The following is a 24459-nucleotide window of genomic DNA, read 5'->3' as shown; positions in this document are numbered from 1 at the left end:
ACACTTGTGCAGTATTCAACACATTACATTGATTAATCAAGGATGGTCACATGTTAATAAGTACGAATGTTAATACTGCACCCTTACTACCTCGAATAAGTGTAGGGAGTGTGATATTTGTTGCATTGACATTTTGTTCGATGTTGCACGCATCTGACAGCGAAACCAAAGAAGAAAAAGCCCCTAGCACGCTTTCCCTCGAAGCGCGTATACTGAAAGCTCAGCAAACACTTGATGAGCTCAATCAAGCGCTAAAAGAGAATCAACAAAGAAAAGAATCAAAATCTATTCTTGATAAACGGATCATCGCAGATCAACAAATCAATGCCAATCCGTATAGTCTTGCTCAGCATCACGTGAATTATTTGCTCCCCTTTTCCTATGCATCTAATCCAAATCCAATTGCTCAACCTGATTTAAATACAGAGAATGTGGATAATATAGAAGCTGTATTTCAAATTAGTACCAAGATCCCTATTTATGTTGACACCGATGATGCTTTACAAACGTTATCGGGTTTATATTTTGGGTTTACCGCACGCTCTTTTTGGCAAGTATTTAATGACAAGGTATCGAAACCTTTTCGTGAAACAAACTATGAACCTGAAATATTCTATCGTTGGCAAGCCGACTTAAGCTTTTTTGATACGCGATTTAACGCGCTACAAATGGGGTTAAATCATCAATCCAATGGAGAAAGTGGATTACGCTCACGTAGCTGGAACAGAGTGATATTCAGTGCTTTATTCAGTGATGTAAATTCTGCTTATTACATTCGTACTTGGTGGCGTATACCAGAAGATGAAAAGTTAACCATTAATGATCCCACCGGCGATGATAACCCGGATATCAATGACTATATTGGCCGTGTAGAATTAGGTTATGCCTTTCAAATCGGAGAAATAGAAGTCTTTACCCGCTTACGCAACAATCTAAAAAGCACGGATAACCGAGGAAGTGTCCAGTTCAATATGACCTATCCACTGAGCCAACGTTATGATGTGTTATTACAGTATTTTAATGGCTACGGTGATTCACTCATTGATTATAATAATCACCAATCTCGAGTGAGTTTAGGTGTGCAGTTACGATTTTTGTAGGCAACACCACATAAATTATCGGCATAAAAAAACGCTATTATCGAAATTCAATAATAGCGTTTTTACTTATTTAATCACTATTCCCACTCAATCGTTGCAGGTGGTTTACCTGATATATCGTATACCACTCGGCTAATACCATCGATTTCGTTGATAATTCGATTTGATACTTTACCTAAGAAATCATACGGTAAATGCGCCCAGTGTGCCGTCATGAAATCAATCGTTTCAACAGCACGAAGCGACACCACCCAATCGTATTTACGCGCATCACCCATGACGCCTACAGAGCGTACTGGTAAGAATACCGTAAAGGCCTGAGAGACTTTATGATACAAATCGGCTGCATGTAATTCTTCGATAAAGATCGCATCTGCTCGGCGCAATAAATCACAATATTCTTTTTTGATTTCACCTAAAACACGTACTCCTAAACCTGGTCCAGGGAAAGGGTGACGGTATAGCATGTCATACGGTAAACCTAGCTCAAGACCGATCTTGCGCACTTCATCTTTAAATAGCTCACGTAATGGCTCAACTAGGCCCATTTCCATGTCTTCTGGCAAGCCACCAACATTATGGTGAGATTTAATCACGTGTGCTTTACCCGTTGCTGAACCTGCCGATTCAATTACATCAGGATAAATAGTGCCTTGGGCAAGCCATTTTGCATTTTCTAATTTACGAGATTCTTCATCAAACACATTTACAAATTCATGTCCGATGATTTTACGCTTCGCTTCAGGATCAGACTCATCTGCTAACGCGGCTAGGAAGCGATCTTCTGCGTCTACTTTAATAATATTTAAACCAAAGTGATCACCAAACATGTCCATGACTTGTTGGCCTTCGTTTAAACGTAACAAACCATTATCTACAAACACACACGTCAATTTTGGACCAATGGCGCGGTGAATCAACATTGCTACAACAGATGAATCAACACCACCTGACAATCCAAGAATGACCTCATCATCACCGACTTTTTCTTTGATACGGGCAATGGCATCTTCGATAATCGCATCCGGTGTCCATAGCTTCTCTAAGCCACAAATATTCAATGCAAAATGAGATAATAAACGCTCACCTTGACGAGTGTGGGTTACTTCTGGATGGAACTGCACCCCATAAAAACGTTTTTCTTCATTCGCCATTGCTGCAAACGGACAACTCTCGGTTTGTGCCACTTTCACAAAACCAGGCGGGATTGCAGAGACTTTATCACCATGGCTCATCCACACATCGAGCAAGGCATTGCCTGAATCACTAATATGATCTTCGATGTTAGCAAGTAATGGGTTAGCTTCAACGACTTCAACCTGAGCATAACCAAATTCACGTAAATCAGAACCTTGAACCGCACCGCCTAATTGCTGTGCCATGGTTTGCATACCATAACAGATACCTAATACCGGCACACCAGCATTAAATACATATTGTGGTGCTCGCGGAGAACCGGCTTCAGTCACCGACTCAGGACCTCCAGATAAGATAATACCATCAGGACAGAAATCACGGATTTGTTGTTCTGTGACATCCCAAGCCCATAGTTCACAATAGACACCGATTTCACGGATACGACGAGCAATTAACTGCGTGTATTGTGAACCAAAATCTAAAATTAGGATTTTTTGAGAATGAATGTTTGCTGTCATGGCATGGTCTCTTTGTAAAAACACAACAGGCTAGCGTTATAGGCTAGCCTGATAAATTAAGAATAAAACGTAGTTTAGCCTAAACGGTAGTTTGGCGCTTCCTTCGTGATGCTAACATCATGGACATGGGATTCGCCCATACCAGCGGCTGTCACCTTCACAAATTGTGGTTTAGTGTTGAGCTCATTGATGGTCTCACAGCCTGTAAGTCCCATCGCAGAACGTAAACCGCCCATTTGTTGGTGAATGATGTTATTGATAGGTCCTTTGTACGCCACACGTCCTTCAATACCTTCTGGAACGAGTTTTTCTGCGTTTTTGCTATCTTGGAAATAACGATCCGATGAACCGTTACTTTGATCCATGGCACCTAATGATCCCATACCACGATAAGACTTATAGTAGCGACCTTGATATAATTCGACTTCACCAGGTGCTTCTTCAGTACCGGCTAGCATAGAACCTACCATGACGCAGCTTGCGCCTGCTACTAATGCTTTAACAATATCACCAGAGAAGCGAATGCCACCATCAGCAATGACTGGAATATCAGTCCCCGCTAAAGCATCTACAGCATCAGAAATAGCGGTAATTTGCGGCACACCACAACCCGTCACAATCCGAGTAGTACAAATAGAACCAGGGCCTATACCTACTTTTACGGCATCAACACCTGCATCAGCAAGTGCTTTAGCACCCGCACCAGTAGCGACATTACCAGCAATAAGTTGGACATCAGGATAATCAGCACGGACTTTAGCGACACGATCAATGACACCTTGAGAGTGACCATGCGACGTATCGATTAGCAATACATCAACACCTGCGTCGATTAAACCAGCGATACGTTCATCTGTACCAGGACCGACACTGACTGCAGCACCGACGCGTAGGCGACCTAACTCATCTTTACATGCGTTAGGCTTATTTTCCGCTTTTTGGAAATCTTTAACCGTGATCAAACCATGTAATTTAAAGTCATTATCGACAACTAGAATTTTTTCAATGCGATGTTCATGCATTAATTCTAGCACCACCTCAGAAGACTCACCTGATTTAACCGTCACTAGACGATCTTTAGGTGTCATGACCGTTTCAATAGAGGCATTAAGATGCGTTTCAAAACGTAAATCACGCCCAGTGACGATGCCAATAAGATTATTTTCTTCATCGGTCACAGGGAAACCCGAATAGCCTAGGCGCTGGCTTAACTCGTTTACTTGACCTATAGTGGCATTAGAACGAACAGTTACCGGGTCAGAAACGACACCGGATTCGTACTTTTTCACTTGGCGTACGTGTTCTGCTTGCTGCTCTGGAGACATGTTTTTATGAATAAAACCAATGCCGCCTTCTTGAGCGAGCGCGATGGCTAAACGTGCTTCTGATACCGTATCCATAGCGGCAGAAATAAGTGGAATGTTCAAATTCACTTTGCGCGTTAGACGCGTATTTAGCTTTGCAGTATGAGGGAGCACTTGTGAGTGTCCAGGAACGATGAGAACATCGTCAAATGTGAGTGCTTCTTGAGCAATTCTTAGCATGCAAATAACCTTCTGTATCAGGGTGTTAACTGCGGTATAATTATAATGATCTTTAGGTTTAAGGTAAACATATTTTACGTAAAAGGGCTTTTTCTTTCATGTACACATCTACTTCCACACAACGTAACATCCTAAGTGTTGCAAAATTGAACAAAATGGTCGGCTCTTTGCTCAAAACTCACGTTGGCCAAGTGTGGATCAGCGCGGAAATATCTAATTTTGTCGCCGCAGCTTCAGGCCATTGGTATTTCACTCTCAAAGATCGCGATGCCCAAGTGAAAGCCGCTATGTTCAAAGGCGCAAATGGCCGGATCGCACAACGCCCTAAAGAAGGTGATAGCGTTCTGGTTAGAGCGAATGTTGGTTTATATGAACCGCGAGGGGATTATCAAATCATTGTTGAACACTTAGAGTTTGATGGTGCCGGATTACTCAAACAACAATACGAACAGCTTAAAAATGCACTCCAAGCTGAAGGCTTATTTGCGACTCAAACAAAACAAGCTATCCCTCAAGATATTAAGACCGTTGGGATTATTACTTCTGCCACCGGCGCCGCCTTACATGACATTACGACAGTATTGAAACGTCGTAATCCAATGATCAATGTCATTGTATATCCCACTCAGGTTCAAGGTGCTGCAGCTGCTGCTCAAATCGTCAATGCTATTTTTATTGCCAATCGTCGTCGTGAAGTGGATGTACTCATAGTGGGTCGCGGTGGTGGTTCGCTCGAGGATTTATGGTGTTTTAATGAAGAAACGGTCGCTCGTGCAATATTTGGATCACATTTACCTATCGTTAGTGCTGTAGGTCACGAAGTGGATGTGACGATCGCTGATTTTGTCGCCGATTTGCGCGCTGCAACACCATCACAGGCTGCAGAGCTGGTCTCTTCTGATTTAGGCGATGTAATTTATACCATCGAACAATGGCGTCAGCGACTGACTCAAGCAATCTCAACGAAACTTAATGAATGTGATTACCAACAGCAATTACTCGGCAGTCGTTTACAACAAAACCACCCGCAACAACGACTTCAGCAGCAGGCCCAAGCAATAGATCACTTCACTATGCAATTGCAACATAACATGCAACGTCGTTTACAGGTGGCTCAACAACGTCAACAACACTTAGAAAATCGTCTACAGCACCTGTCACCTATTCATCTAGTCTCACAATCTCAACAGCACACACACACCCTTACTGAGCGTTTACGCCAAGCCATGGCGAATAGATTGACTCACCAACAACAGCGTTTTGCTAAAGTGACAGGGATTTTACATTCGGTCAGTCCACTGGCTACACTGTCTCGAGGTTATAGTATTAGTTTTGTGGATAATCACGTTGTGAATACGACAAGCACTATTAAAGAAGGTGATACGCTCACCACCCGCTTAACGGATGGTGAAGTGACGAGTAAAGTAGAACGTATTAGCGCCGTTAAATAACGGCGGCTAATTCAGCGCCTTGACGAATAGCTCGCTTCGCATCAAGTTCTGCAGCTACATCAGCTCCACCAATGACATGCACAGTTAACCCCGCATCCAGCAGCGCACCTTCTAATTCGCGTAATGGCTCTTGACCAGCACAGACGATCACATGATCAACCTCTAATACTTTATATTCATCCCCGACCATAATATGTAAACCATCATCATCAATTTTTTCATAGCTTACACCATTCATCATGTTGACTTTGTGATGTACCAGTGACGTTCGATGGATCCAACCTGTCGTTTTTCCTAAGCCCTTTCCGACTTTAGTCGTTTTACGTTGGAGTAAATATACCTCTCGTTCGACTGCTACTGGTGCTTTTTCTACTATAGCCCCAGCGGTGGCAAACGTTTTATCAATGCCCCAATGACTTAACCATTTATCGATATCCGTTGTTAGACTTTCTTGTTCCACTAAGTATTCGGAGACATCAAAACCAATACCACCAGCACCTATGACGGCAACTTTTTGTCCGACAGGCTCATGGTCACGTAAAACCTGTAAATAGCTTTTCACTTTGGGGTGGTCGGCTCCTGGTATGTTCAAAACACGCGGCTTAATTCCTGTTGCCATGATCACTTCGCTAAATTCTTGACCAGCCAATGATGCCGCAGTGACTTGCGTGTTAAGATGTAAATGCACGCCCGTGAGTTCGATTTGTTTTGCATAATAGCGTAACGTTTCGTAAAACTCTTCTTTACCAGGTACTTGTTTAGCGTAATTAAATTGACCTCCAATTTCACTTGCCTGGTCAAATAAATGCACCTCATGACCTCGCCCTGCCGCATATGTCGCAAACGCCAACCCTGCAGGTCCAGCACCCACAACAGCCAACTTTTTAGCCTTGCCAACTGTTTTGAAAATAAGTTCAGTTTCATAACATGCTTGCGGATTGACTAAACAACTCGCGCGCTTTTGTTCAAATGCATGATCTAAACAAGCTTGATTACAGGCGATACAGGTATTGATTTGATCTGATGCATTGCGCATCGCTTTCGCTACAAAATCAGGATCAGCTAAGAAAGGTCGCGCCATAGAGACCATATCTGCATGACCTTGCGCTAATACCGATTCAGCTACTTCTGGCGTATTGATTCGATTGGTGGTGATCAATGGTACATTTACATGTTCTTTCATACGCTGAGTAATCCACGTAAACGCCGCACGTGGTACTGATGTTGCAATCGTGGGCACACGGGCCTCATGCCAGCCTATTCCAGTGTTAATTAACGTCGCCCCTGCCGCTTCAATGGCTTTAGCTAAATATACAACTTCTTCCCAAGGGGCACCGCCTTCAACTAAATCCAACATCGATAATCGATAAATAATAATGAAATCAGAGCCTACCGCTAATCGGGTCTGTTTCACTGTTTCGACAGCCAGACGCGCTCGATTCTCTAGTGAGCCACCAAATTCATCATCTCGAAAATTTGTACGTTCACAAAAGAATTGGTTAATTAAATATCCTTCAGAGCCCATGATTTCAACACCATCATAACCTGCGCTTTGGGCATATTGGGCACATTTAGCATAATCATTAATCGTGTTATAGACCTTACGAGTTGATAACGCTTTAGGCTTAAATGGTGTAATAGGAGACTTCACGGCAGACGCTGATACTGCAAGTGGATGATAGCCGTAGCGACCAGAGTGTAAAATTTGCATACAAATCTTACCCCCTTCAGCATGGACTGCATCGGTGATGACACGATGTTTTTTTGCATGCCTAGAACTGCTCATACGCCCAGCAAAGGGTGCAACCCAACCAGCAATATTTGGACTGATGCCGCCGGTGACAATCAGACCTACCCCTCCTCGAGCGCGCGCGGCATAAAATGCCGCCAACTTATCAAAACCACCTTTCTCTTCTTCAAGCCCAACATGCATTGAGCCCATAAGGACACGGTTTTTAAGTGTGGTAAAACCTAAATCTAATTCGGCTAACATATGTGGGTAGGGAGATATTTGTGCTGTAGGTGTATTCATGAAAAATCCATTCAGTTTTTAATAGAGTGTAGATAAACACCATCACTATGCGAAGTTTATTTCGTCAATAATCGCTTAACATTTGTATGAATACTTAAATATATAAATTTAAAAACAAGCTCAGTCTTTTATATTTTACTTAATATGATTTATATACTAAATTAGAATTGTACTATCAAATATTTAAAGGAATCATTTTGAAACTAACAATAAAATCATTATATTACATTGCATTACCCGCTTTCTTAATTTTAACTGGCTGCTCTGCAACAACTACTTCTAAGGTTATTGATACACCGAAGGTTAATAGTTATAACACAGTATATTCGGGCAATAAAAGTAAATTAGCTGTCGGAAAATTTGTTAATCGCTCGAGCTTTCAAAATGGCATTTTCTCATCTGGTAACGATCGTTTAGGCAATCAAGCTAAAACCTCTTTAATGAGCCACTTACAACAAACAAATCGTTTTACTGTGCTTGATAGAGACAATTTAGAAATTCTCCAATCCGAAGCTAACTTTTCAGGTTCAAAACAAAAATTTTCTGGAGCTCGATTTGTCATTACCGGGGATGTTACTGAGTTTGGACGCAAAAATATTGGCGACAAACAACTATTTGGTTTATTGGGCAAAGGTAAATCACAAATTGCCTATGCAAAAGTGACTATAAATGTCGTTGATGTGACTAACTCCGAATTAGTATTTTCTTCACAAGGTGCAGGTGAATATAGCTTATCCGAACGTGAAGTAGTCGGTTTTGGTAGTACGGCTGGTTATGATTCTACATTAAACGGTAAAGTACTTGATCTAGCATTACGCGAGGCAGTTAATAATTTAGTCAACGGCATTGAAAGTGGCGCTTGGAAACTTTAAGGAATATTTATGAAAATATTAGTTAGTCTATTAACGACCATCTTTATACTGTCAGGTTGTGGTGCTACTCAGAATCCTCCCTTATATTATTATGGCGCTTATCCATCATCTGTATATCAATTTCTAAAGGCCGATGAACTTAGCACTGCAGAACAGATTGAACAAATGAAACTTGTCATCGCTACCACTCAAGAAAATGGTCAAGCAGTCGCTCCTGGCGTTCATGCGCACTTAGCAATGTTATATTTTGAAAATGGTAATCCACTTGATGGAGAAGTCCATTTTACCAAAGAGAAAACATTATTCCCTGAGTCTGCTAATTTTATAGACTTCTTATTAAGCCAACATAAAGGATAATTATGAAATATTTCAATAATGTATTTATCAGTGTACTTTGCTTAATCCTGGTAGGTTGTGGTAGTACACCAGTCCTTTATGATTATACTGAATTCAGAAAATCTGATCCTTCTTCTATTTTGGTATTACCTCCTATAAATAACACAACGGAAGTAGTAGCTACTTACGGTGTCATGTCGCGTGTCATTGCTCCTATTTCTGAGGCAGGTTACTACCCATTACCAGTTGCTTTAGTTGAACAAACATTTAGGAACAATGGGTTAACGGTTCCTGAGGATATTCACGCATTACCAAAAGAGAAACTACAAGAGATATTTGGTGCTGATACCGCGCTCTATCTTAATATCCAAGAATACGGTACAAGTTATGTGATAATTTCTAGTGATACCGTAGTGACAATCTCAGCTCAGCTTATCGACCTTTCTACAGGGAATTTACTATGGGAAAAAACGGCTACAGCATCTAGTGCAGAAACGAGAAGTAACAGTAATAGTGGTGGTTTAATTGGCATGTTGGTAGTGGCAGCGATGAATCAAATTATTGAAACCGTGTCAGACCAAGGGTTCAAAATTGCAGGTATTACTGCGAGTCGATTGTTGTCTAAAAATAGTGTTAATGGACTACTACCGGGACCAAGATCTAGAGAGTATAAGCAACCAATTGTCGAAGGTCAGTAGTAAATATAAAGCATATAGCCTAACTAATATTAACATTAGTCAGGCTTTATGATTTGTTCAGATACTATTTTTTCTGATGAAATGACATCAAACGTTTGCGTTTGCGTTGCTGAGATATCGTCAACGAGTTCTTTTTACCTTCAAACGGATTAGCGCCTTCACGGAATTCAATCCTTATTGGTGTCCCCATCACTTTCAATGACTTACGATAATAATTCATTAAGTAACGCTTATAAGAATCAGGCAAATCATCCACTTGATTACCATGGATCACCACAACAGGCGGGTTATACCCACCGGCATGGGCATATTTCATTTTCACTCGACGCGAACGTACCAGTGGTGGATTATGGTCTTCTTGAGCCATCTCCATAATACGTGTCAGCATTGAAGTATTAATACGACGTGTCGCTGATTCATAAGCCTCTTGTACCGACTCAAATAAATGTCCAACGCCAGTGCCGTGTAATGCAGAAATAAAATGTAATCGAGCAAAATCGACAAAACCAAGACGGCGATCGAGTTCGCGTTTTATCTCATCTTTCACATGGGCTTGTAAACCATCCCATTTATTCACCGCTAGGACTAATGAACGACCAGCATTCAAAATAAAACCTAATAAGCTTAAATCTTGATCTGAAATCCCTTCTCGTGCATCAATGACTAATAGAACGACATTCGCCTCTTCAATGGCTTGCAAGGTTTTTACAATCGAAAACTTTTCAACTGCTTCATTAATTTTGCGGCGCTTACGTACGCCTGCAGTATCAATTAATATATATTCACGCTCATCCCGCTCCATTGGAATGAATATGCTATCACGGGTTGTACCGGGTTGGTCATAAACCACGACTCGTTCTTCACCTAAGATACGGTTAGTCAGAGTCGATTTACCAACATTAGGTTTACCAACGACGGCCAATTTAATAGGAAGATTCTGCAATCGTTCAAGTTGTTTTTCAGCATCCTCATCATCATCGTTGCGCTCTGGCTCAACGGCAATCATATCAGGGAAGTTTTCTGCTAAAGGAGATAAGGTCAAATCTAATAACTGCGCTACGCCACGGCCATGCGCGGCAGCAATTTGTTGGACGTTACCCATACCCAACGCATAAAAGTCTGCACTTTCACTATCACCATCAATGCCATCGACTTTATTTGCCACGACATAGACTGTTTTTTCTTGCTTACGAAGGTACTCAGCAATACCTTGGTCAGCTGCAGTCAGACCTGCTCGGGCATCAACCAAGAACAGAACGACATCAGCCTCATCAATCGCCAATAAGGATTGTTCGGCCATTGCTGCGTCAATGCCTGCTTCATCACCGGTGATCCCACCAGTATCAATGACAATGAATTGACGGTCTTCAACCTTAGCTTGACCATATTTACGATCACGAGTTAATCCAGGAAAATCTGCAACAAGTGCATCTCGGGTATTGGTTAAACGATTAAAAAGTGTCGATTTACCGACATTGGGACGGCCGACTAAAGCCAGAACGGGAAGCATGAGATTACCTTAAAATGTTACTTGCGTCAGATTACTCTGAACCTAACGCAAATAAAGTACCTTTTGCATTTTGCATATACAAAATATTATTTGCAACGACGCCTGGCGCAAAAAAGCGTTCATCCTTGTCGTTACCTAATGTTTTTCTTGAAACTAATGAACCATCGATGGGGTCAACTAAATGTACCACACCAAAGTTATCGCCAAAGGCTATGTATTTACCAAACATTACGCCAGAGGTTAAGTCTCGTCCTTTGAATGTTGATTGCGACCACATTTCCACACCGTTGCGCACATCTAACGCAAAAATATTGCCATTAATATCAGATACAACAAGACGATTTCCAGCCACGGTTAAATTACGATAACTAGCATACTCACGTTTCCACACCACTCTACCTGAACGCAATTCAACAGCTGTCAAAGCACCATTAAAAGAGACAATGTAAACATTAGCACCAACAATTAATGGTTGTGAATCCACATCAATAATACGCTCTAGCTCAGTCGCACCGGAAGGTGTTGTTACCGTCGCCTCCCATGCAACCAATCCAGAATCAGAGATATTAACTTGGAGTTTTCCCGCCGCAGTGCCGACCAAGACACCACCATTAGCGACTAGCGGTGATGATGTACCACGAAGCGATAATGGCGGCACATCAGATTCGTGCATCCAAACTTCTTCACCCGTTTCTATGCTGTAAGCAAATAGGCGTCCAGCCGTTGTGTTAACCACGACTAAACCATCACCTACTGATGGAGCTGCGATAATTTCTCCTGCTACGGTAATATCTTTTTCTATTGCACCAGAAGTTTGATTCAATCCAAGTAAGCGACCATCCTCAGTGCCTATCCAGATATGCTCTGCGCTGACAGTGATCCCGCCAGCTAATTTAGCCGAAACACCCGAAGAGAAAAAACTGCCTGCTTCATTAATGCGAGTTTGCCATAATTTTTCACCTGCACTGTCAAAAGCGACGACTAGCCCTTGGCGGTCGGCGGCAAACACATTGCCATTGGCCACTTGAGGTTGAAGACGAGAGAAATAATCACCCACGCCGTTTCCCACATCGTGTTGCCATTGCACTTGCATATCCACAACATTTTCAATAGGCGTTAAATTACGGATCTCAAGTACTTCTTCATCTTCAAACCAATCTATCACGGGTTGAGTAACACTCGCACATCCACCCAGTAAAGTGATTGACAATAATCCAGCTAATAACGATACGCGTGAGGTCAACTTCATAAATTAGTTTCCAGTTGCATCAGCGGCAGCATCAATCATCGCGCCGATATTATCTAAACGAATTTGTACCGAACGATCATCATTTGCAGCTAATGAAGCAGTATAAGCCGATTGAGCTTGGGCAAAGTCACCTTGAGCTACTAATATATCACCGCGCAACGCTTCTTTATCGGCAATAAATGCCTCATTAGTCACATTATTGAGACTGGTTAACGCTGCCGTATAATCTACAGTAGCAAATTGAACTCTGGCTAAGCGTAAGTTAGCTACGTTTAACAAAACAGCATCATTGGTTAATGTGGTTATATTTTGTAACTGACTAATAGCCGCTGGAAAATCTGCTTTTTCAACCGCTGCTTGTGCTGCGATGAAACCGGCAAGTGGGGCATAACCCGTCTCACCTTGCGCAGTGATAAAAGCAGTTGCTTCATCTAACGCAGCATCTTCTGATAATGAAGTGACCAATGTTTGATACTCTGTCGATGCTGTTTCCTTGGTCATTATTTGGGTATCAGTATAATAACGCCATCCCCATAACGCTCCAAGACCAAGCACTGCGCCAATAATAATTGCGCTGCCGTTGTCTTTCCAAAACTTTTTAATCGCTTCTACTTGTTGTTCTTCTGTTGCGAACTGTTCCATGGATTTTCCTACTTCAATACTCGTATCAATGGATACTTGATTTATGGGTTAAAAAAAGCATTAAGCGTTGAGCTTAATTGCGCTAATGCGACAGTCGTTTGGTCAGCATCACCGCCTAAATATTTGATTGTAACTTGCTGATCGGAAGCTTCAGTACCACCAATCAATAATGCAACTCGAGCTTGCGCACTATCGGCACGTTTTAGCTGTTTCTTCATATTGCCACCACCACAGTGCATTTGCACTCTTAAATCAGTAGTGTCTCGCAACATCTCTGCTGTGGTTTGCGCATATAATACCGCATCTTCACCTAAAGCGGTAACATAGACATCGACAGCAGCAGGGACATCATCGGTCAACCCTAACTCAGTCAACATCAACACTAAGCGCTCTAAACCTAACGCGAATCCGACTGCTGGGGCTGCTTTGCCCCCTAACTGCTCGACTAGACCGTCATATCGACCGCCAGCACAAATAGTCCCTTGGGCACCTAAGGTATCAGTGACCCATTCAAATACAGTCGCATTATAATAATCTAAACCGCGTACCAATTTAGGATTAACACGGTATGAGATACCTAATTGTGCTAATCGTTCACACAATTGTGAAAAATGCGCAGCACTTGCTTCATCTAGATGGTCTTGGAGCTTTGGCGCATCACTTAAGATCGCTTGCACTTCTGGATTTTTAGAATCTAATACCCGTAATGGATTAGTGTACATTCGACGTTGAGAGTCTTCATCTAGCTGTGCTTTATGCGCTTCTAAAAACTCAACTAACAACGTTTTATACTCCGCTCTTGCAGCATTTGAGCCTAAAGAATTAATCTCTAGGGTCACCTTATCTGCAATCCCTAATTTACGCCATAAACGTGCACTTAGGCTAATGACTTCGGCATCAATATCAGGGCCAGCTAAACCATAGGTTTCCACGCCAAATTGATGGAATTGACGGTATCGCCCTTTTTGCGGACGCTCATGACGGAACATCGGTCCCATATACCATAGGCGTTGTTGCTGGTTATAAATTAAGCCATGTTGGTTACCTGCACGCACCGCACTAGCCGTTCCTTCAGGGCGAAGGGTAAGCGAATCCCCATTGCGATCATCGAAGGTATACATCTCTTTTTCAACGATATCAGTCACTTCACCAATAGAGCGTTTAAATAACTCTGTGCTCTCGACAATCGGCATTCTAATTTCTTGATAACCATACTGAGCAACTGTAGAACGGAGTATGTTCTCAACGTACTGCCAAATACCAGATTGCTCTGGTAGACAATCATTCATGCCGCGTATTGCTTGGATCGTTTTTGCCACGTAAAAATGCTCGCTCGGTTATAATTAAAAATGAGATAAAATAAAGCCCCATATTATAGGGGCTTTATTCGCTTAGGTATAGTCTAGATAATCTTATGAATCGACTTCTTGTACTTTTATGCGTTGTTTTGGATCTAGTTGCGCTGCTTTAGCGCGAATTTTCTTTTCTAATTGGTCAACTAAATCATCATTTGCAAGACGCTCACGTTGACGCTCACCATCTAGATAAAAGCCGCTCATATTACGCGCGCCTGTTAAACCAATATCTGATACTTCGGCTTCACCCGGACCGTTGACGACACAGCCAATAATAGATACATCCATTGGTGTTAAAATATCTTCAACTCGCTGCTCTAGCGCATTCACTGTGCCAATCACATCAAATTCTTGACGAGAACAACTCGGACAAGCAATAAAATTAATCCCACGAGAACGAATTCGCAACGATTTTAAAATGTCAAAACCTACTTTAATTTCTTCAACGGGATCCGCTGCCAACGACACGCGTAATGTGTCACCAATCCCTTCAGCCAATAACATCCCCAAACCAACCGCACTTTTGACAGAACCTGAACGCATTCCGCCAGCTTCAGTGATGCCTAGATGCAATGGTTGGATGATTTGTTTGGCTAATTCACGATATGCCCCAACGGCTAAAAAAACATCAGATGCTTTAACCGAGATTTTGAATTGATCAAAGTTTAATTTGTCGAGAATATCAACATGACGCATAGCTGACTCTACCAGTGCGGCAGGCGTCGGCTCCCCATATTTTTCCTGAAGGTCTTTTTCTAATGAACCGCCATTCACCCCAATCCTAATTGGAATATTTTTATCTTTGGCACAATCCACCACTGAACGGACACGATCCATATTGCCAATATTACCAGGATTAATACGTAAGCAATCCACCCCATATTCGGCTACTTTTAAGGCAATACGATAATCGAAATGAATATCTGCGACTAAAGGGACAGACACTTGTTGTTTAATTAATTTAAACGCTTCAGCCGCTTCCATCGTCGGCACAGATACTCGAACAATATCGCCACCTACTGCTACGATACGATTAATTTGATCAACAGTTGCGGCGACATCGGTCGTCGGTGTATTGGTCATCGATTGCACCGCGATTGGCGCACCATCCCCAATAGGGACATTACCAACATTGATCCGTAGAGACTTACGACGAGTGATGGGGGATTCTGCAAACATAATCGTTATTCCTGTAACGGTAACACAAAACGACCGGTACGGTCTGATGGTAAAAATGAGATATCCACTGGCTCACCAGCATAGTTAACTTTTACAGAGGCAGGAGCGCCAAGAATGACTGAAAAAGGAGGCTGCCCACTCACTGGCATAACGCGTCCTTGTTTTTTCACGCCATAAGCAATGTCATTGCCGGTTGCGTCGGTAATTTTTATCCAACAATCATTACTAAAAGTAAACATTAATTCGACAATCTCCACATCATTTGATGCTGACATATCATCATCAAATAAACGTAATTCAGATTCCACGTCAGGAGCATCATTTTCAAGTAAGTCGAGTACTTGTGCAATATTCCCTTGGACCTTGTCTGGGACAAAATCAGGGATCGTTTCTTGTTCAACCTGATTTAAATCATTAGATTCTAGAGAATTATTCTGTTCAGTTAACATTGCAACCGATGGTTCTTCGAGTGAGGATGTCTCCGTCGGAAGTGTCTCCGTCAGAAGTGACTCGGTCAGAATTGACTCCTCTGGAAGGTTGCCAGCTAAATCACCATTAGAAGAGATGGAATCAACAGAGTCTAGAGAATTTGTTGTTTGCTTCTCATTTAAATTAGACGGTATTGTACTGGTATTTTGAAGCTGCTCAGTTGTCGATGCGACAGGAAGGTCGGCCTCACTGCTATTCAACGCAGGAACAGAACTAGGTGATGCAAAGAAGTTTTCAGAATTTTGTTGGCTCCACCAAATGACAATCAAAATCAGTACAACTGCAATTAAACTATAAGTGACCAACATCCAACGAGAATCGTTATTTTCTTTGGCAACTTTACGGGAAAAGCTTTGCATTTTTTTAGGAGCTATTAGTGTTTCACTCGCGTGAAAATCATTAAATAATGTAATGATATGTACTTCATCTAAGCCTAATAATTTCGCATATGAGCGTGTATACCCTTTAATGAACGTTAACGAAATACTGGGAAGTAATTCATCTTTTTCTAACGCTTCAATGATATTCACTTTTAAGCACAATCGTTTTGCAACGTCATCAGTAGATAACTGTTTAGCTCGACGAGCTTCAGCCAGTAATAAGCCAGGTGAATCTAATGGTGTTTCCATTTGGCTGGATTCTGTCATGAGGATTGATATTTCCTTTCAATAATAACGACGCTATAAAGTTGAGTTAATTGTAACCAACAATGAGTTTTATACCAATGGATAAAGTATCTGTTTGTTTAATATTATTCCATGACATGATATCAGACACAGATACATTATAAACACGTGATAAACGATAGAGTGTTTCACCTTTCGCTAAGGTATGAATACTGGGAGTAGCATTTGTTTCTTGATGATTCAAACTTGCATTATCAAGATCATCTGGAACTATGCTAGAAACCGCTGATGACCTCTGTTTTACCATGTGCTTAACGAATGCTGCTAGTTGTTGTTTGGCTAAAATAGTATTGGGATGTTCAGGATATCCAGACGCCAAAGTATCAAGGATTTGTTGGGCTTTTCGTTGATCACCTTGTGATAGCTCTATTTCAAAACTTAAAAACATGGAATCGGGGTTAGGCCCTAAGATACGCTCATAAGTAGTAATCGTCGCCAGGGCCTTTTCATGCTGATTTTTCGATGCATATAATTCCGCCAATAAATATAAACTTGTTTGACGAGTAGGTTCAAAGTTTAACGCTCTATTTAAGTAATCAATCGCAGCCGTAATATCACCTTGAGACTGACTACAAATCGCTAAATTTTCATAGCTTTGAGAAGTCGATAAATAACTTGGGTTATTAATCGCTAAATTGAAATACGCTTGCGCCTCAGAGTAACGTGTTTGTGTACACAAAAAGGCACCGTATGAGTTCGCTATCTCTGCATTGTTAGGGTCTAAATTTATCGCCACTAGGTAGCTTTCATCAGCCAGTTTATTTTCATCTACTTTTTGATAGTAATAGGCCAGACCATAATGGGCCTCTGCATATCGAGGAGCAAAATCCAACGCTTTATCAATGTTAAATTTTGCTTGTTGGAAATTGTTGGACCGTAAATAGGTCAAACCTAATGTTAAGCGATTTTTCGCAGCAGCTAAAGGATCAGGTACCGTGTTGGAGTTTCCTGTTTGAATGCTCATACAACCACATAAGATGCTCATTAGCACAATAACGTTGACAGCTTTCCACATACTTTGTTCTACCTTAAACAAAATGCCTTCAATGGCTTATTCTTTTTCTACTTTAACTGAAATTGGTTGACCTTTTAACTGTTTTTTAAGCATACGTTTTGTGCGGTCAACAACATCACCGACTAACTGTCCGCACGCTGCATCAATATCATCACCACGAGTTTTACGGACCATAACGGTATATCCTGCCGCCATCAATACTTTAGAAAAACGGTCAATACGAGAGTTACTCGAACATGTATAGGGTGATCCTGGGTATGGATTAAATGGAATTAAATTAATCTTACACGGGGTGCCTGATAGCACTTTTGCTAACTCATGGGCTTGATCCGTACTGTCATTAATGTGCGATAGCATGACATATTCGACTGTGACCTTACCTTGATTCGCTTTGGATTTGTCTAAATATCGACGAACACCGGCTAAAAAAGTTTCAATATTGTACTTTTTATTCACCGGTACGATTTCATCACGCAATGTGTCATTCGGTGCGTGCAGTGATATAGCAAGTGCCACATCAATTTGGTCACCTAGCATATCTAATGCTGGCACTACACCCGATGTTGATAAAGTGACTCGGCGTTTAGATAAACCAAAGCCATAATCATCCATCATTAATTCCATCGCGGGTACGACATTTTTAAGATTCAATAACGGCTCGCCCATTCCCATCATGACTACGTTGGTAATGGGTCGTTTTGCTGTATCTTTTGATAAGCCGATTGTCGTTGCGACACGCCAGACTTGACCAATAATTTCACTTACCGATAAGTTACGGTTGAAACCTTGCTGTGCAGTAGAACAAAATGTGCACTCTAAGGCACAACCGACTTGCGATGAAACACATAAAGTGGCTCGGTCTGTCTCAGGGATCCATACCGCTTCAACTTCTTGGCCACCGTTTAAAGTTAACGCAAATTTGATCGTGCCATCCGTCGCATTTTGTTGGTAAGCAATCTCAGGTGCGACAATTTCTGCATGAGTGTTCAGTTTAGCTTTAAGCTGTTTGTTAATATTCGACATTTCATCAACAGAGCTTACGCCATGGTGATAAATCCATTGCATAATTTGGTCCGCACGAAACGGCTTCTCTCCAATTGATGATAAAAATTCACGCATACCAGAGCGAGTCAAATCCAACAAGTTGGTTTTCTTGGTAGGTGCTTGCGAAGCATTATTATCGGGAGTAACGGTAACCGTAGTCATATGGTTGGCCTAATTAAGTAAACAATAAAATAGTCACAATGTAACAAACGAAAAAGGGAGCATTAAGCTCCCTTTACAACAATTTTTGAGCGCTTAGCGAGTGCGTGGGCAAACTTCTTCGTCAGAGAAGAAATATGCAATTTCGCGAGCTGCAGACTCAGGTGCATCTGAACCGTGAACGGCATTTTCGTCAATTGACTCAGCGTAGTCAGCACGGAGTGTGCCTGCTGCCGCTTCTGCTGGGTTAGTTGCACCCATAATCTCACGGTTCTTAACCACTGCATTTTCACCTTCAAGTACTTGAACCATGACAGGACCAGAAGTCATGAAAGAGACTAATGCACCAAAGAAAGGACGCTCTTTATGCTCTGCATAAAAACCTTCCGCTTGCTCTTTGCTCAAATGTACCATTTTAGAAGCAACAATACGAAGACCTGCTGATTCAAAACGGTTGTAGATAGCGCCGATTACGTTTTTAGCAACTGCGTCAGGTTTAATAATAGAAAAAGTTCTTTCCAATGCCATGATGGGCTCCAATTAAATAGTTTGTGTCGTTTGACTCTAAATTTTGCGTGATTATATGCAAAACTACATAAAAACACTAATGATTTATTATTTTTACGCTAGTGATCTTCACTAGCATGATTGAGTGTGTACTTCGGAATTTCCACAACCAGATCTTGATCATTGACGAATGCCTGACAGCCTAAACGAGATTCAGGCTCTAGACCCCACGCTTTATCTAATAAATCATCTTCTAACTCATCACTTTCCGCAAGTGAATCAAATCCTTCACGTACAATAATATGACAAGTCGTGCACGCACATGATTTTTCACAGGCATGTTCTATACCGATACCGTTTTTTAACGCTACATCTAATACAGAATCACCCTTGTTCGCTTCTAGTACTGCACCATCTGGACATAATTCTTCATGAGGTAAAAATATTATCTGAGTCATAAGGTCTTCTCTGCCTATTTAAATATCATTAACCGACTGACCGGCTAATGCTTGTTGAATTGATTGATCCATACGGCGAGCCGCAAAATCCTGAGATGCTTGATCGACTTTTGCTATCGCATCTTTTATCGCTTGAGTATCATCACCTTTAGCAATGTTTGCAAGTGCCAACATTGTGTTTTCTAAGTGAGTTAACTCATCAGTGCTGAGTAATTGTTTCGCATCCGGTGTTAAAGCCGCAATCAGTGCCTCAAGTACACGATCAGCTTCCACTTGTTGCTCTCTCAACATGCGCGCTTGCATATCCTCTTTGGCGTGACTCATAGAAGCACTTAACATTTCTGTGATTTGATTTTCGGCTAAACCAAACGATGGTTTCACTTGGATTTCTGCTTGTACTCCAGTAGATTTTTCCATTGCTGTAACGTTCAGCAACCCATCTGCATCGACTTGGAAAGTCACTCGGATGTGAGCAGCTCCGGCGGTCATTGGCGGAATACCGGTTAAGTTGAAACGAGCTAAAGAGCGACAATCATCGACTAATTCGCGTTCACCTTGCAATACGTGGATCATCATGGCCGTTTGACCATCTTTAAATGTCGTAAACTCTTGGGCTTTTGCTACTGGGATCGTCGTATTACGTGGGATCACTTTTTCCACTAATCCACCCATGGTTTCTAACCCTAGCGATAAAGGCAATACGTCTAATAACAACATATCTGAATCAGGTTTATTACCCGCTAAGATATCTGCTTGCGTTGCTGCACCAATCGCGACGACTTGGTCAGGATCAATTGAAGTCAGAGGAGTGCGGCCAAAAAATTCACCGACTTGTTCGCGTACTAAAGGCACTCGAGTAGAGCCGCCTACCATCACCACTTCAACGATATCATCTTTTTCAACGTCAGCATCTTTTAAGCTGCGACGACACGCTTTAATAGTTTGTTTAACTAACCCAGAAACACATGCTTCAAATATATCTTTAGACAGGGATGCATCGAATATTTGACCGTCTAAATCAAATGTTTGTGTGATATTTGCAGTATCTGACAATGCTTGTTTAGTTGCTTTCGCTAATGTAATTAGCCTGCGGTAAGCTAACGTTTTTTGGTCATCATTTAATGACCATTGAGTGATCCAGTAATTGGCAATAGCATGGTCAAAATCATCGCCTCCTAAAGCCGCATCTCCCCCCGTTGCTAGCACTTCAAATATGCCTTTATGCAAACGTAGTATTGAGATATCAAAGGTACCACCGCCTAAGTCATAGACCGCAATCACACCCTCTTGCCCGGTATCTAAGCCGTAAGCAATCGCCGCCGCTGTAGGTTCGTTTAATAAACGTAACACGTTCAATCCAGCGAGTTGAGCGGCATCTTTGGTACCTTGACGTTGAGCATCATCAAAATAAGCGGGTACAGTCACCACGGCACCGGTTAACTGATCACCTAAAGAAGCTTCAGCTCTGTTTTTAAGGGTGCGCAGTATATCAGCAGAAACACCAATAGGGTTACGAGCTTGGCCACCGGCCATGATCGCGACTTGTTGATTTTCTTGAGGAGCAAATTGGTAAGGAAGATGTTGCCATTTCGCGGTCACATCACAAAGGGCTTGTCCCATGAAACGTTTAACCGAAACAATGGTGTTACTAGGATCCTTGTCGGCAAGCGCTTGCGCAGTGTAGCCAACAGTAACCTTATCTTGATCATAATGTACAACAGAAGGCAATAAAGCTCGACCTTGTTCATCGGGTAATGTTTGTGCCTGGCCACTGCGGACAGAAGCCACTAATGAATTAGTGGTGCCTAAATCAATACCAATGGCCAATCTTCGTTGATGAGGTGCTGCAGCTTGTCCAGGCTCTGCAATTTGTAATAATGCCATTGCTTACTCTTCTAATAATTCTAGGTGATGTTCCACTTGAGATTGGAACTTATAAATAAAGGTGAGTTTTCTAATTTCGTGTGCAATTTCTTCGTTCTGTTTTGATGTCTCAGGAGCGTCAAATAATGCTTCTAATTGGCCTATTTTTTGTTTTATCTCGAGGGATAATTCATCTGAAAATTTTAACAGCGCATCTTCATTATCACGAGCATCTTCCAGCGCTTCACGTAACTCCATCTGTTGCATTAGAAAAGCAGTATCTTGCATCGTCTGTTGCTCACCATTAATTTCCATTCCACGCAATGCTAGCATATGCTGAGCTCTAGATAAGGGATGTTTTAAGGTCGTGTAAGCGTCATTGATTTGGGCATTTTTTTGTAGCGCGATACGCTTTTCTTGATCGGAACCAGACGCAAATTTATCTGGATGGGTGAGTTGTTGTAACGCTTGATAAGCACGACTAAGTTGCGCTTTATCTAGGTTAAGTGATACAGGTAAATTAAACAACTGAAAATAGTTCATCGCTTTGCCCATTCACTTCAATAAAAAAGATAAAAATGTATAAAATTAAACGTTAAAACTTTCACCGCAACCACATTCACCATTGGCGTTTGGATTGACGAACTGAAACCCTTCGTTGAGACCTTCTTTGGCAAAATCAAGTTGAGTGCCGTCTAGATAAACTAAGCTTTTGCCATCAATAATGATTTTCACGCCATTATCTTCAAAAACAGTGTCATCTTCATTCAGCTCATCAACAAACTCCAAGACATATGCTAATCCGGAACACCCTGTAGTTTTCACACCTAAGCGCAGACCAATTCCCGAGCCTCGATTGACTAAAAAGTCACGAGCACGTTTAGCGGCGGCATCTGATACTGAAATTCCCACAAGGTCTCCTTAATTATTTTACTAGCGGTTATGCGTTTTTGGCTTTGTAATCAGCAACAGCTGCTTTGATTGCATCTTCTGCCAAAATTGAACAATGTATTTTCACTGGCGGTAATGCTAATTCTTCAGCAATATCCGTATTTTTGATTGTCGTTGCTTCGTCTAATGTTTTGCCTTTGACCCATTCGGTGACAAGTGAACTAGACGCAATTGCTGAACCACAGCCATAGGTCTTAAACTTAGCATCTTCAATCACACCGTTTTCACCTACTTTTAATTGTAGCTTCATCACGTCACCACATGCAGGTGCGCCAACCATACCCGTTGCAATATTTTTGTCGTCTTTATCAAACCCACCTACATTACGAGGGTTTTCATAGTGATCAATTACTTTTTCGCTGTAAGCCATTGTTGTTACCTCTATATTTGTGGCGGGGTATTGTACCTAACGCACACATTGTTTCAATAATACTTAGTGGTGAACCCATTCAACACTAGCTAAATCAACACCATCTTTGTACATATCCCAAAGCGGCGACATCTCTCGCAGTTTACCGATGGCATTGTTTATAACACCGATAACATAATCGATTTCGGCTTCTGTGGTAAAGCGTCCGAAACTAAAGCGAATAGAGCTATGCGCTAATTCGTCATTTAGCCCTAAAGCACGCAATACGTAACTTGGCTCAAGAGATGCCGAAGTACATGCAGAACCTGAGGACACTGCCATATCTTTTAATGCCATAATGAGTGACTCACCCTCTACGTATGCAAATGATACATTTAAGTTATGCACAACACGCTGGTCTAAGTCGCCATTAAGGTATACGGCTTCCATATCTTTAATACCATTCCATAAACGATCACGTAACAACCGAATACGTTCATTCTCAGATGCCATTTCTTGTTTGGCTAGCGCGAAGGCTTCGCCCATACCAACGATTTGGTGCGTCGCTAGAGTACCAGAACGCATGCCTCGCTCATGACCACCGCCATGAATTTGTGCTTCAATGCGCACACGCGGTTTACGACGAACATATAATGCGCCAATTCCCTTTGGACCATAAGTTTTATGGCCAGAAAAAGACATCAAGTCGACTTTTAATTTTTGTAAGTCAATTTCGATTTTGCCTGTAGATTGAGCCGCATCGACATGAAATAAAATTTTACGAGCACGACACATTTCACCAATGGCTTCGATATCTTGGATAACACCGATCTCATTATTTACATGCATGATTGACACTAACACAGTATCTTCTCGCATCGCCGCTTCAAGCTTACCTAAGTCAACTAAACCACTTGGTTCTGGTTGTAGATAAGTTAATTCATAGCCTTCACGCTCTAACTGGCGGCAAGTATCTAATACAGCTTTATGTTCGGTTTTTAAAGTGATGACATGCTTACCACGCTTATGATAAAAATTCGCAGCACCTTTGATAGCCAAGTTGTTTGACTCAGTAGCACCAGAGGTAAACACGATCTCTCGAGGATCAGCATTGACTAAATCGGCAATTTGATTACGGGCAATATCAACAGCCTCTTCTGCTACCCAACCAAAACGGTGAGAGCGTGACGCCGGATTACCGAAGTTACCTTCCATCTCAAGGCACTCTGTCATTTTTTTGGCTACACGCGGGTCGACAGGTGTAGTAGATGAATAGTCTAAATAAATTGGTAAGTGCAAATCGCTCATTCGTGCG

23 protein-coding genes are annotated in these 24459 nt (G+C 41.7%); 5 read left to right on the top strand and 18 right to left on the bottom strand.

Annotation, left to right across the window (positions count from 1 at the left end):
- Positions 1-50: 50 nt before the first annotated feature.
- Positions 51-1100 carry a phospholipase A gene (locus tag G2999_RS10295; RefSeq protein ID WP_010181331.1) on the top strand — a complete coding sequence of 350 codons (1050 nt, stop codon included), beginning with the start codon at positions 51-53 and terminating at the stop codon, positions 1098-1100.
- A gap of 77 nt (positions 1101-1177) precedes the next feature.
- Here G2999_RS10295 and guaA read toward each other — a convergent pair whose 3' ends face one another.
- A complete protein-coding gene (gene guaA / locus G2999_RS10290) occupies positions 1178-2755 on the bottom strand; it encodes a glutamine-hydrolyzing GMP synthase (protein ID WP_010181326.1) in 1578 nt (525 codons plus the stop codon).
- Between the two features lie 74 nt (positions 2756-2829).
- Positions 2830-4299 carry an IMP dehydrogenase gene (guaB, locus tag G2999_RS10285; protein WP_010181325.1) on the bottom strand — a complete coding sequence of 490 codons (1470 nt, stop codon included), beginning with the start codon at positions 4297-4299 and terminating at the stop codon, positions 2830-2832.
- A 98-nt stretch (positions 4300-4397) separates the two neighbouring features.
- On the opposite strand from guaB, the gene xseA reads away from it, so the two are divergent.
- Positions 4398-5750 carry an exodeoxyribonuclease VII large subunit gene (gene xseA / locus G2999_RS10280; RefSeq protein WP_010181324.1) on the top strand — a complete coding sequence of 451 codons (1353 nt, stop codon included), beginning with the start codon at positions 4398-4400 and terminating at the stop codon, positions 5748-5750.
- On the opposite strand, the gene G2999_RS10275 is transcribed toward xseA, so the two are convergent.
- Complete coding sequence (locus G2999_RS10275) at positions 5743-7782, bottom strand: NADPH-dependent 2,4-dienoyl-CoA reductase (RefSeq protein WP_010181323.1); 2040 nt, start codon at positions 7780-7782, stop codon at positions 5743-5745. The genes xseA and G2999_RS10275 overlap by 8 nt on opposite strands.
- A 197-nt stretch (positions 7783-7979) precedes the next feature.
- Between G2999_RS10275 and G2999_RS10270 the strand changes: the two genes are divergently transcribed.
- Genes G2999_RS10270 through G2999_RS10260 form a run of 3 tightly spaced genes read left to right on the top strand, consistent with a single transcriptional unit; the run spans position 7980 to position 9688 of the window.
- The gene (locus G2999_RS10270) at positions 7980-8654 is read left to right on the top strand and encodes a CsgG/HfaB family protein (protein ID WP_010181322.1); all 675 of its coding nucleotides are present in this window, start codon (positions 7980-7982) and stop codon (positions 8652-8654) included.
- A 9-nt stretch (positions 8655-8663) separates the two neighbouring features.
- On the top strand, positions 8664-9011 hold the full coding sequence (locus G2999_RS10265; RefSeq protein WP_010181319.1) for a DUF4810 domain-containing protein: 348 nt from the start codon (positions 8664-8666) through the stop codon (positions 9009-9011).
- Positions 9012-9013: 2 nt separating this feature from the next.
- Positions 9014-9688 carry a DUF799 domain-containing protein gene (locus tag G2999_RS10260; protein WP_010181317.1) on the top strand — a complete coding sequence of 225 codons (675 nt, stop codon included), beginning with the start codon at positions 9014-9016 and terminating at the stop codon, positions 9686-9688.
- A gap of 64 nt (positions 9689-9752) precedes the next feature.
- Here the strand turns inward: G2999_RS10260 and der are convergent, their stop codons facing one another.
- From der to G2999_RS10185, 15 genes are all read right to left on the bottom strand, one after another.
- A complete protein-coding gene (gene der, locus G2999_RS10255; protein WP_010181315.1) occupies positions 9753-11198 on the bottom strand; it encodes a ribosome biogenesis GTPase Der in 1446 nt (481 codons plus the stop codon).
- A 31-nt stretch (positions 11199-11229) separates the two neighbouring features.
- Positions 11230-12447, bottom strand: a complete 1218-nt coding sequence (bamB, locus tag G2999_RS10250; protein ID WP_010181313.1) for an outer membrane protein assembly factor BamB — start codon at positions 12445-12447, stop codon at positions 11230-11232.
- A 3-nt stretch (positions 12448-12450) separates the two neighbouring features.
- On the bottom strand, positions 12451-13089 hold the full coding sequence (locus G2999_RS10245) for a tetratricopeptide repeat protein (RefSeq protein ID WP_010181312.1): 639 nt from the start codon (positions 13087-13089) through the stop codon (positions 12451-12453).
- A 41-nt stretch (positions 13090-13130) separates the two neighbouring features.
- Positions 13131-14408, bottom strand: coding sequence for a histidine--tRNA ligase (hisS, locus tag G2999_RS10240; RefSeq protein ID WP_010181309.1), 1278 nt, complete (start codon positions 14406-14408; stop codon positions 13131-13133).
- 93 nt (positions 14409-14501) lie between these two features.
- Positions 14502-15623, bottom strand: coding sequence for a flavodoxin-dependent (E)-4-hydroxy-3-methylbut-2-enyl-diphosphate synthase (gene ispG, locus G2999_RS10235; protein WP_010181307.1), 1122 nt, complete (start codon positions 15621-15623; stop codon positions 14502-14504).
- A 5-nt stretch (positions 15624-15628) separates the two neighbouring features.
- The gene (locus tag G2999_RS10230; RefSeq protein WP_010181305.1) at positions 15629-16759 is read right to left on the bottom strand and encodes a RodZ domain-containing protein; all 1131 of its coding nucleotides are present in this window, start codon (positions 16757-16759) and stop codon (positions 15629-15631) included.
- Positions 16760-16805: 46 nt separating this feature from the next.
- Positions 16806-17813: a type IV pilus biogenesis/stability protein PilW gene (pilW, locus tag G2999_RS10225; RefSeq protein WP_010181302.1), complete on the bottom strand. Its 1008-nt coding sequence runs from the start codon at positions 17811-17813 to the stop codon at positions 16806-16808.
- A 36-nt stretch (positions 17814-17849) separates the two neighbouring features.
- Entirely contained in the window at positions 17850-19019 is a 1170-nt protein-coding gene (locus G2999_RS10220; RefSeq protein WP_010181300.1) for a bifunctional tRNA (adenosine(37)-C2)-methyltransferase TrmG/ribosomal RNA large subunit methyltransferase RlmN, read from the bottom strand.
- Positions 19020-19112: 93 nt separating this feature from the next.
- A complete protein-coding gene (ndk, locus tag G2999_RS10215) occupies positions 19113-19544 on the bottom strand; it encodes a nucleoside-diphosphate kinase (protein WP_010181298.1) in 432 nt (143 codons plus the stop codon).
- Between the two features lie 98 nt (positions 19545-19642).
- The gene (gene fdx / locus G2999_RS10210) at positions 19643-19981 is read right to left on the bottom strand and encodes an ISC system 2Fe-2S type ferredoxin (protein WP_010181296.1); all 339 of its coding nucleotides are present in this window, start codon (positions 19979-19981) and stop codon (positions 19643-19645) included.
- An 18-nt stretch (positions 19982-19999) separates the two neighbouring features.
- Positions 20000-21865, bottom strand: a complete 1866-nt coding sequence (hscA, locus tag G2999_RS10205) for a Fe-S protein assembly chaperone HscA (protein WP_010181294.1) — start codon at positions 21863-21865, stop codon at positions 20000-20002.
- 3 nt (positions 21866-21868) lie between these two features.
- Positions 21869-22387: a Fe-S protein assembly co-chaperone HscB gene (hscB, locus tag G2999_RS10200; RefSeq protein ID WP_029257516.1), complete on the bottom strand. Its 519-nt coding sequence runs from the start codon at positions 22385-22387 to the stop codon at positions 21869-21871.
- Between the two features lie 45 nt (positions 22388-22432).
- Positions 22433-22756 (bottom strand): iron-sulfur cluster assembly protein IscA, encoded by a 324-nt coding sequence (iscA, locus tag G2999_RS10195; RefSeq protein WP_010181286.1) that lies wholly within the window; start codon positions 22754-22756, stop codon positions 22433-22435.
- Between the two features lie 28 nt (positions 22757-22784).
- A complete protein-coding gene (iscU, locus tag G2999_RS10190) occupies positions 22785-23165 on the bottom strand; it encodes a Fe-S cluster assembly scaffold IscU (protein WP_010181284.1) in 381 nt (126 codons plus the stop codon).
- Between the two features lie 63 nt (positions 23166-23228).
- Complete coding sequence (locus tag G2999_RS10185) at positions 23229-24452, bottom strand: IscS subfamily cysteine desulfurase (protein WP_010181282.1); 1224 nt, start codon at positions 24450-24452, stop codon at positions 23229-23231.
- Positions 24453-24459: the final 7 nt, after the last annotated feature.

Origin of the sequence: Glaciecola sp. HTCC2999, assembly GCF_000155775.1 — a bacterium.
Lineage (GTDB): Bacteria > Pseudomonadota > Gammaproteobacteria > Enterobacterales > Alteromonadaceae > Opacimonas.
Note: the sequence above shows the minus strand (reverse complement) of the source record. Positions and strands in the feature narration are given on the sequence as shown.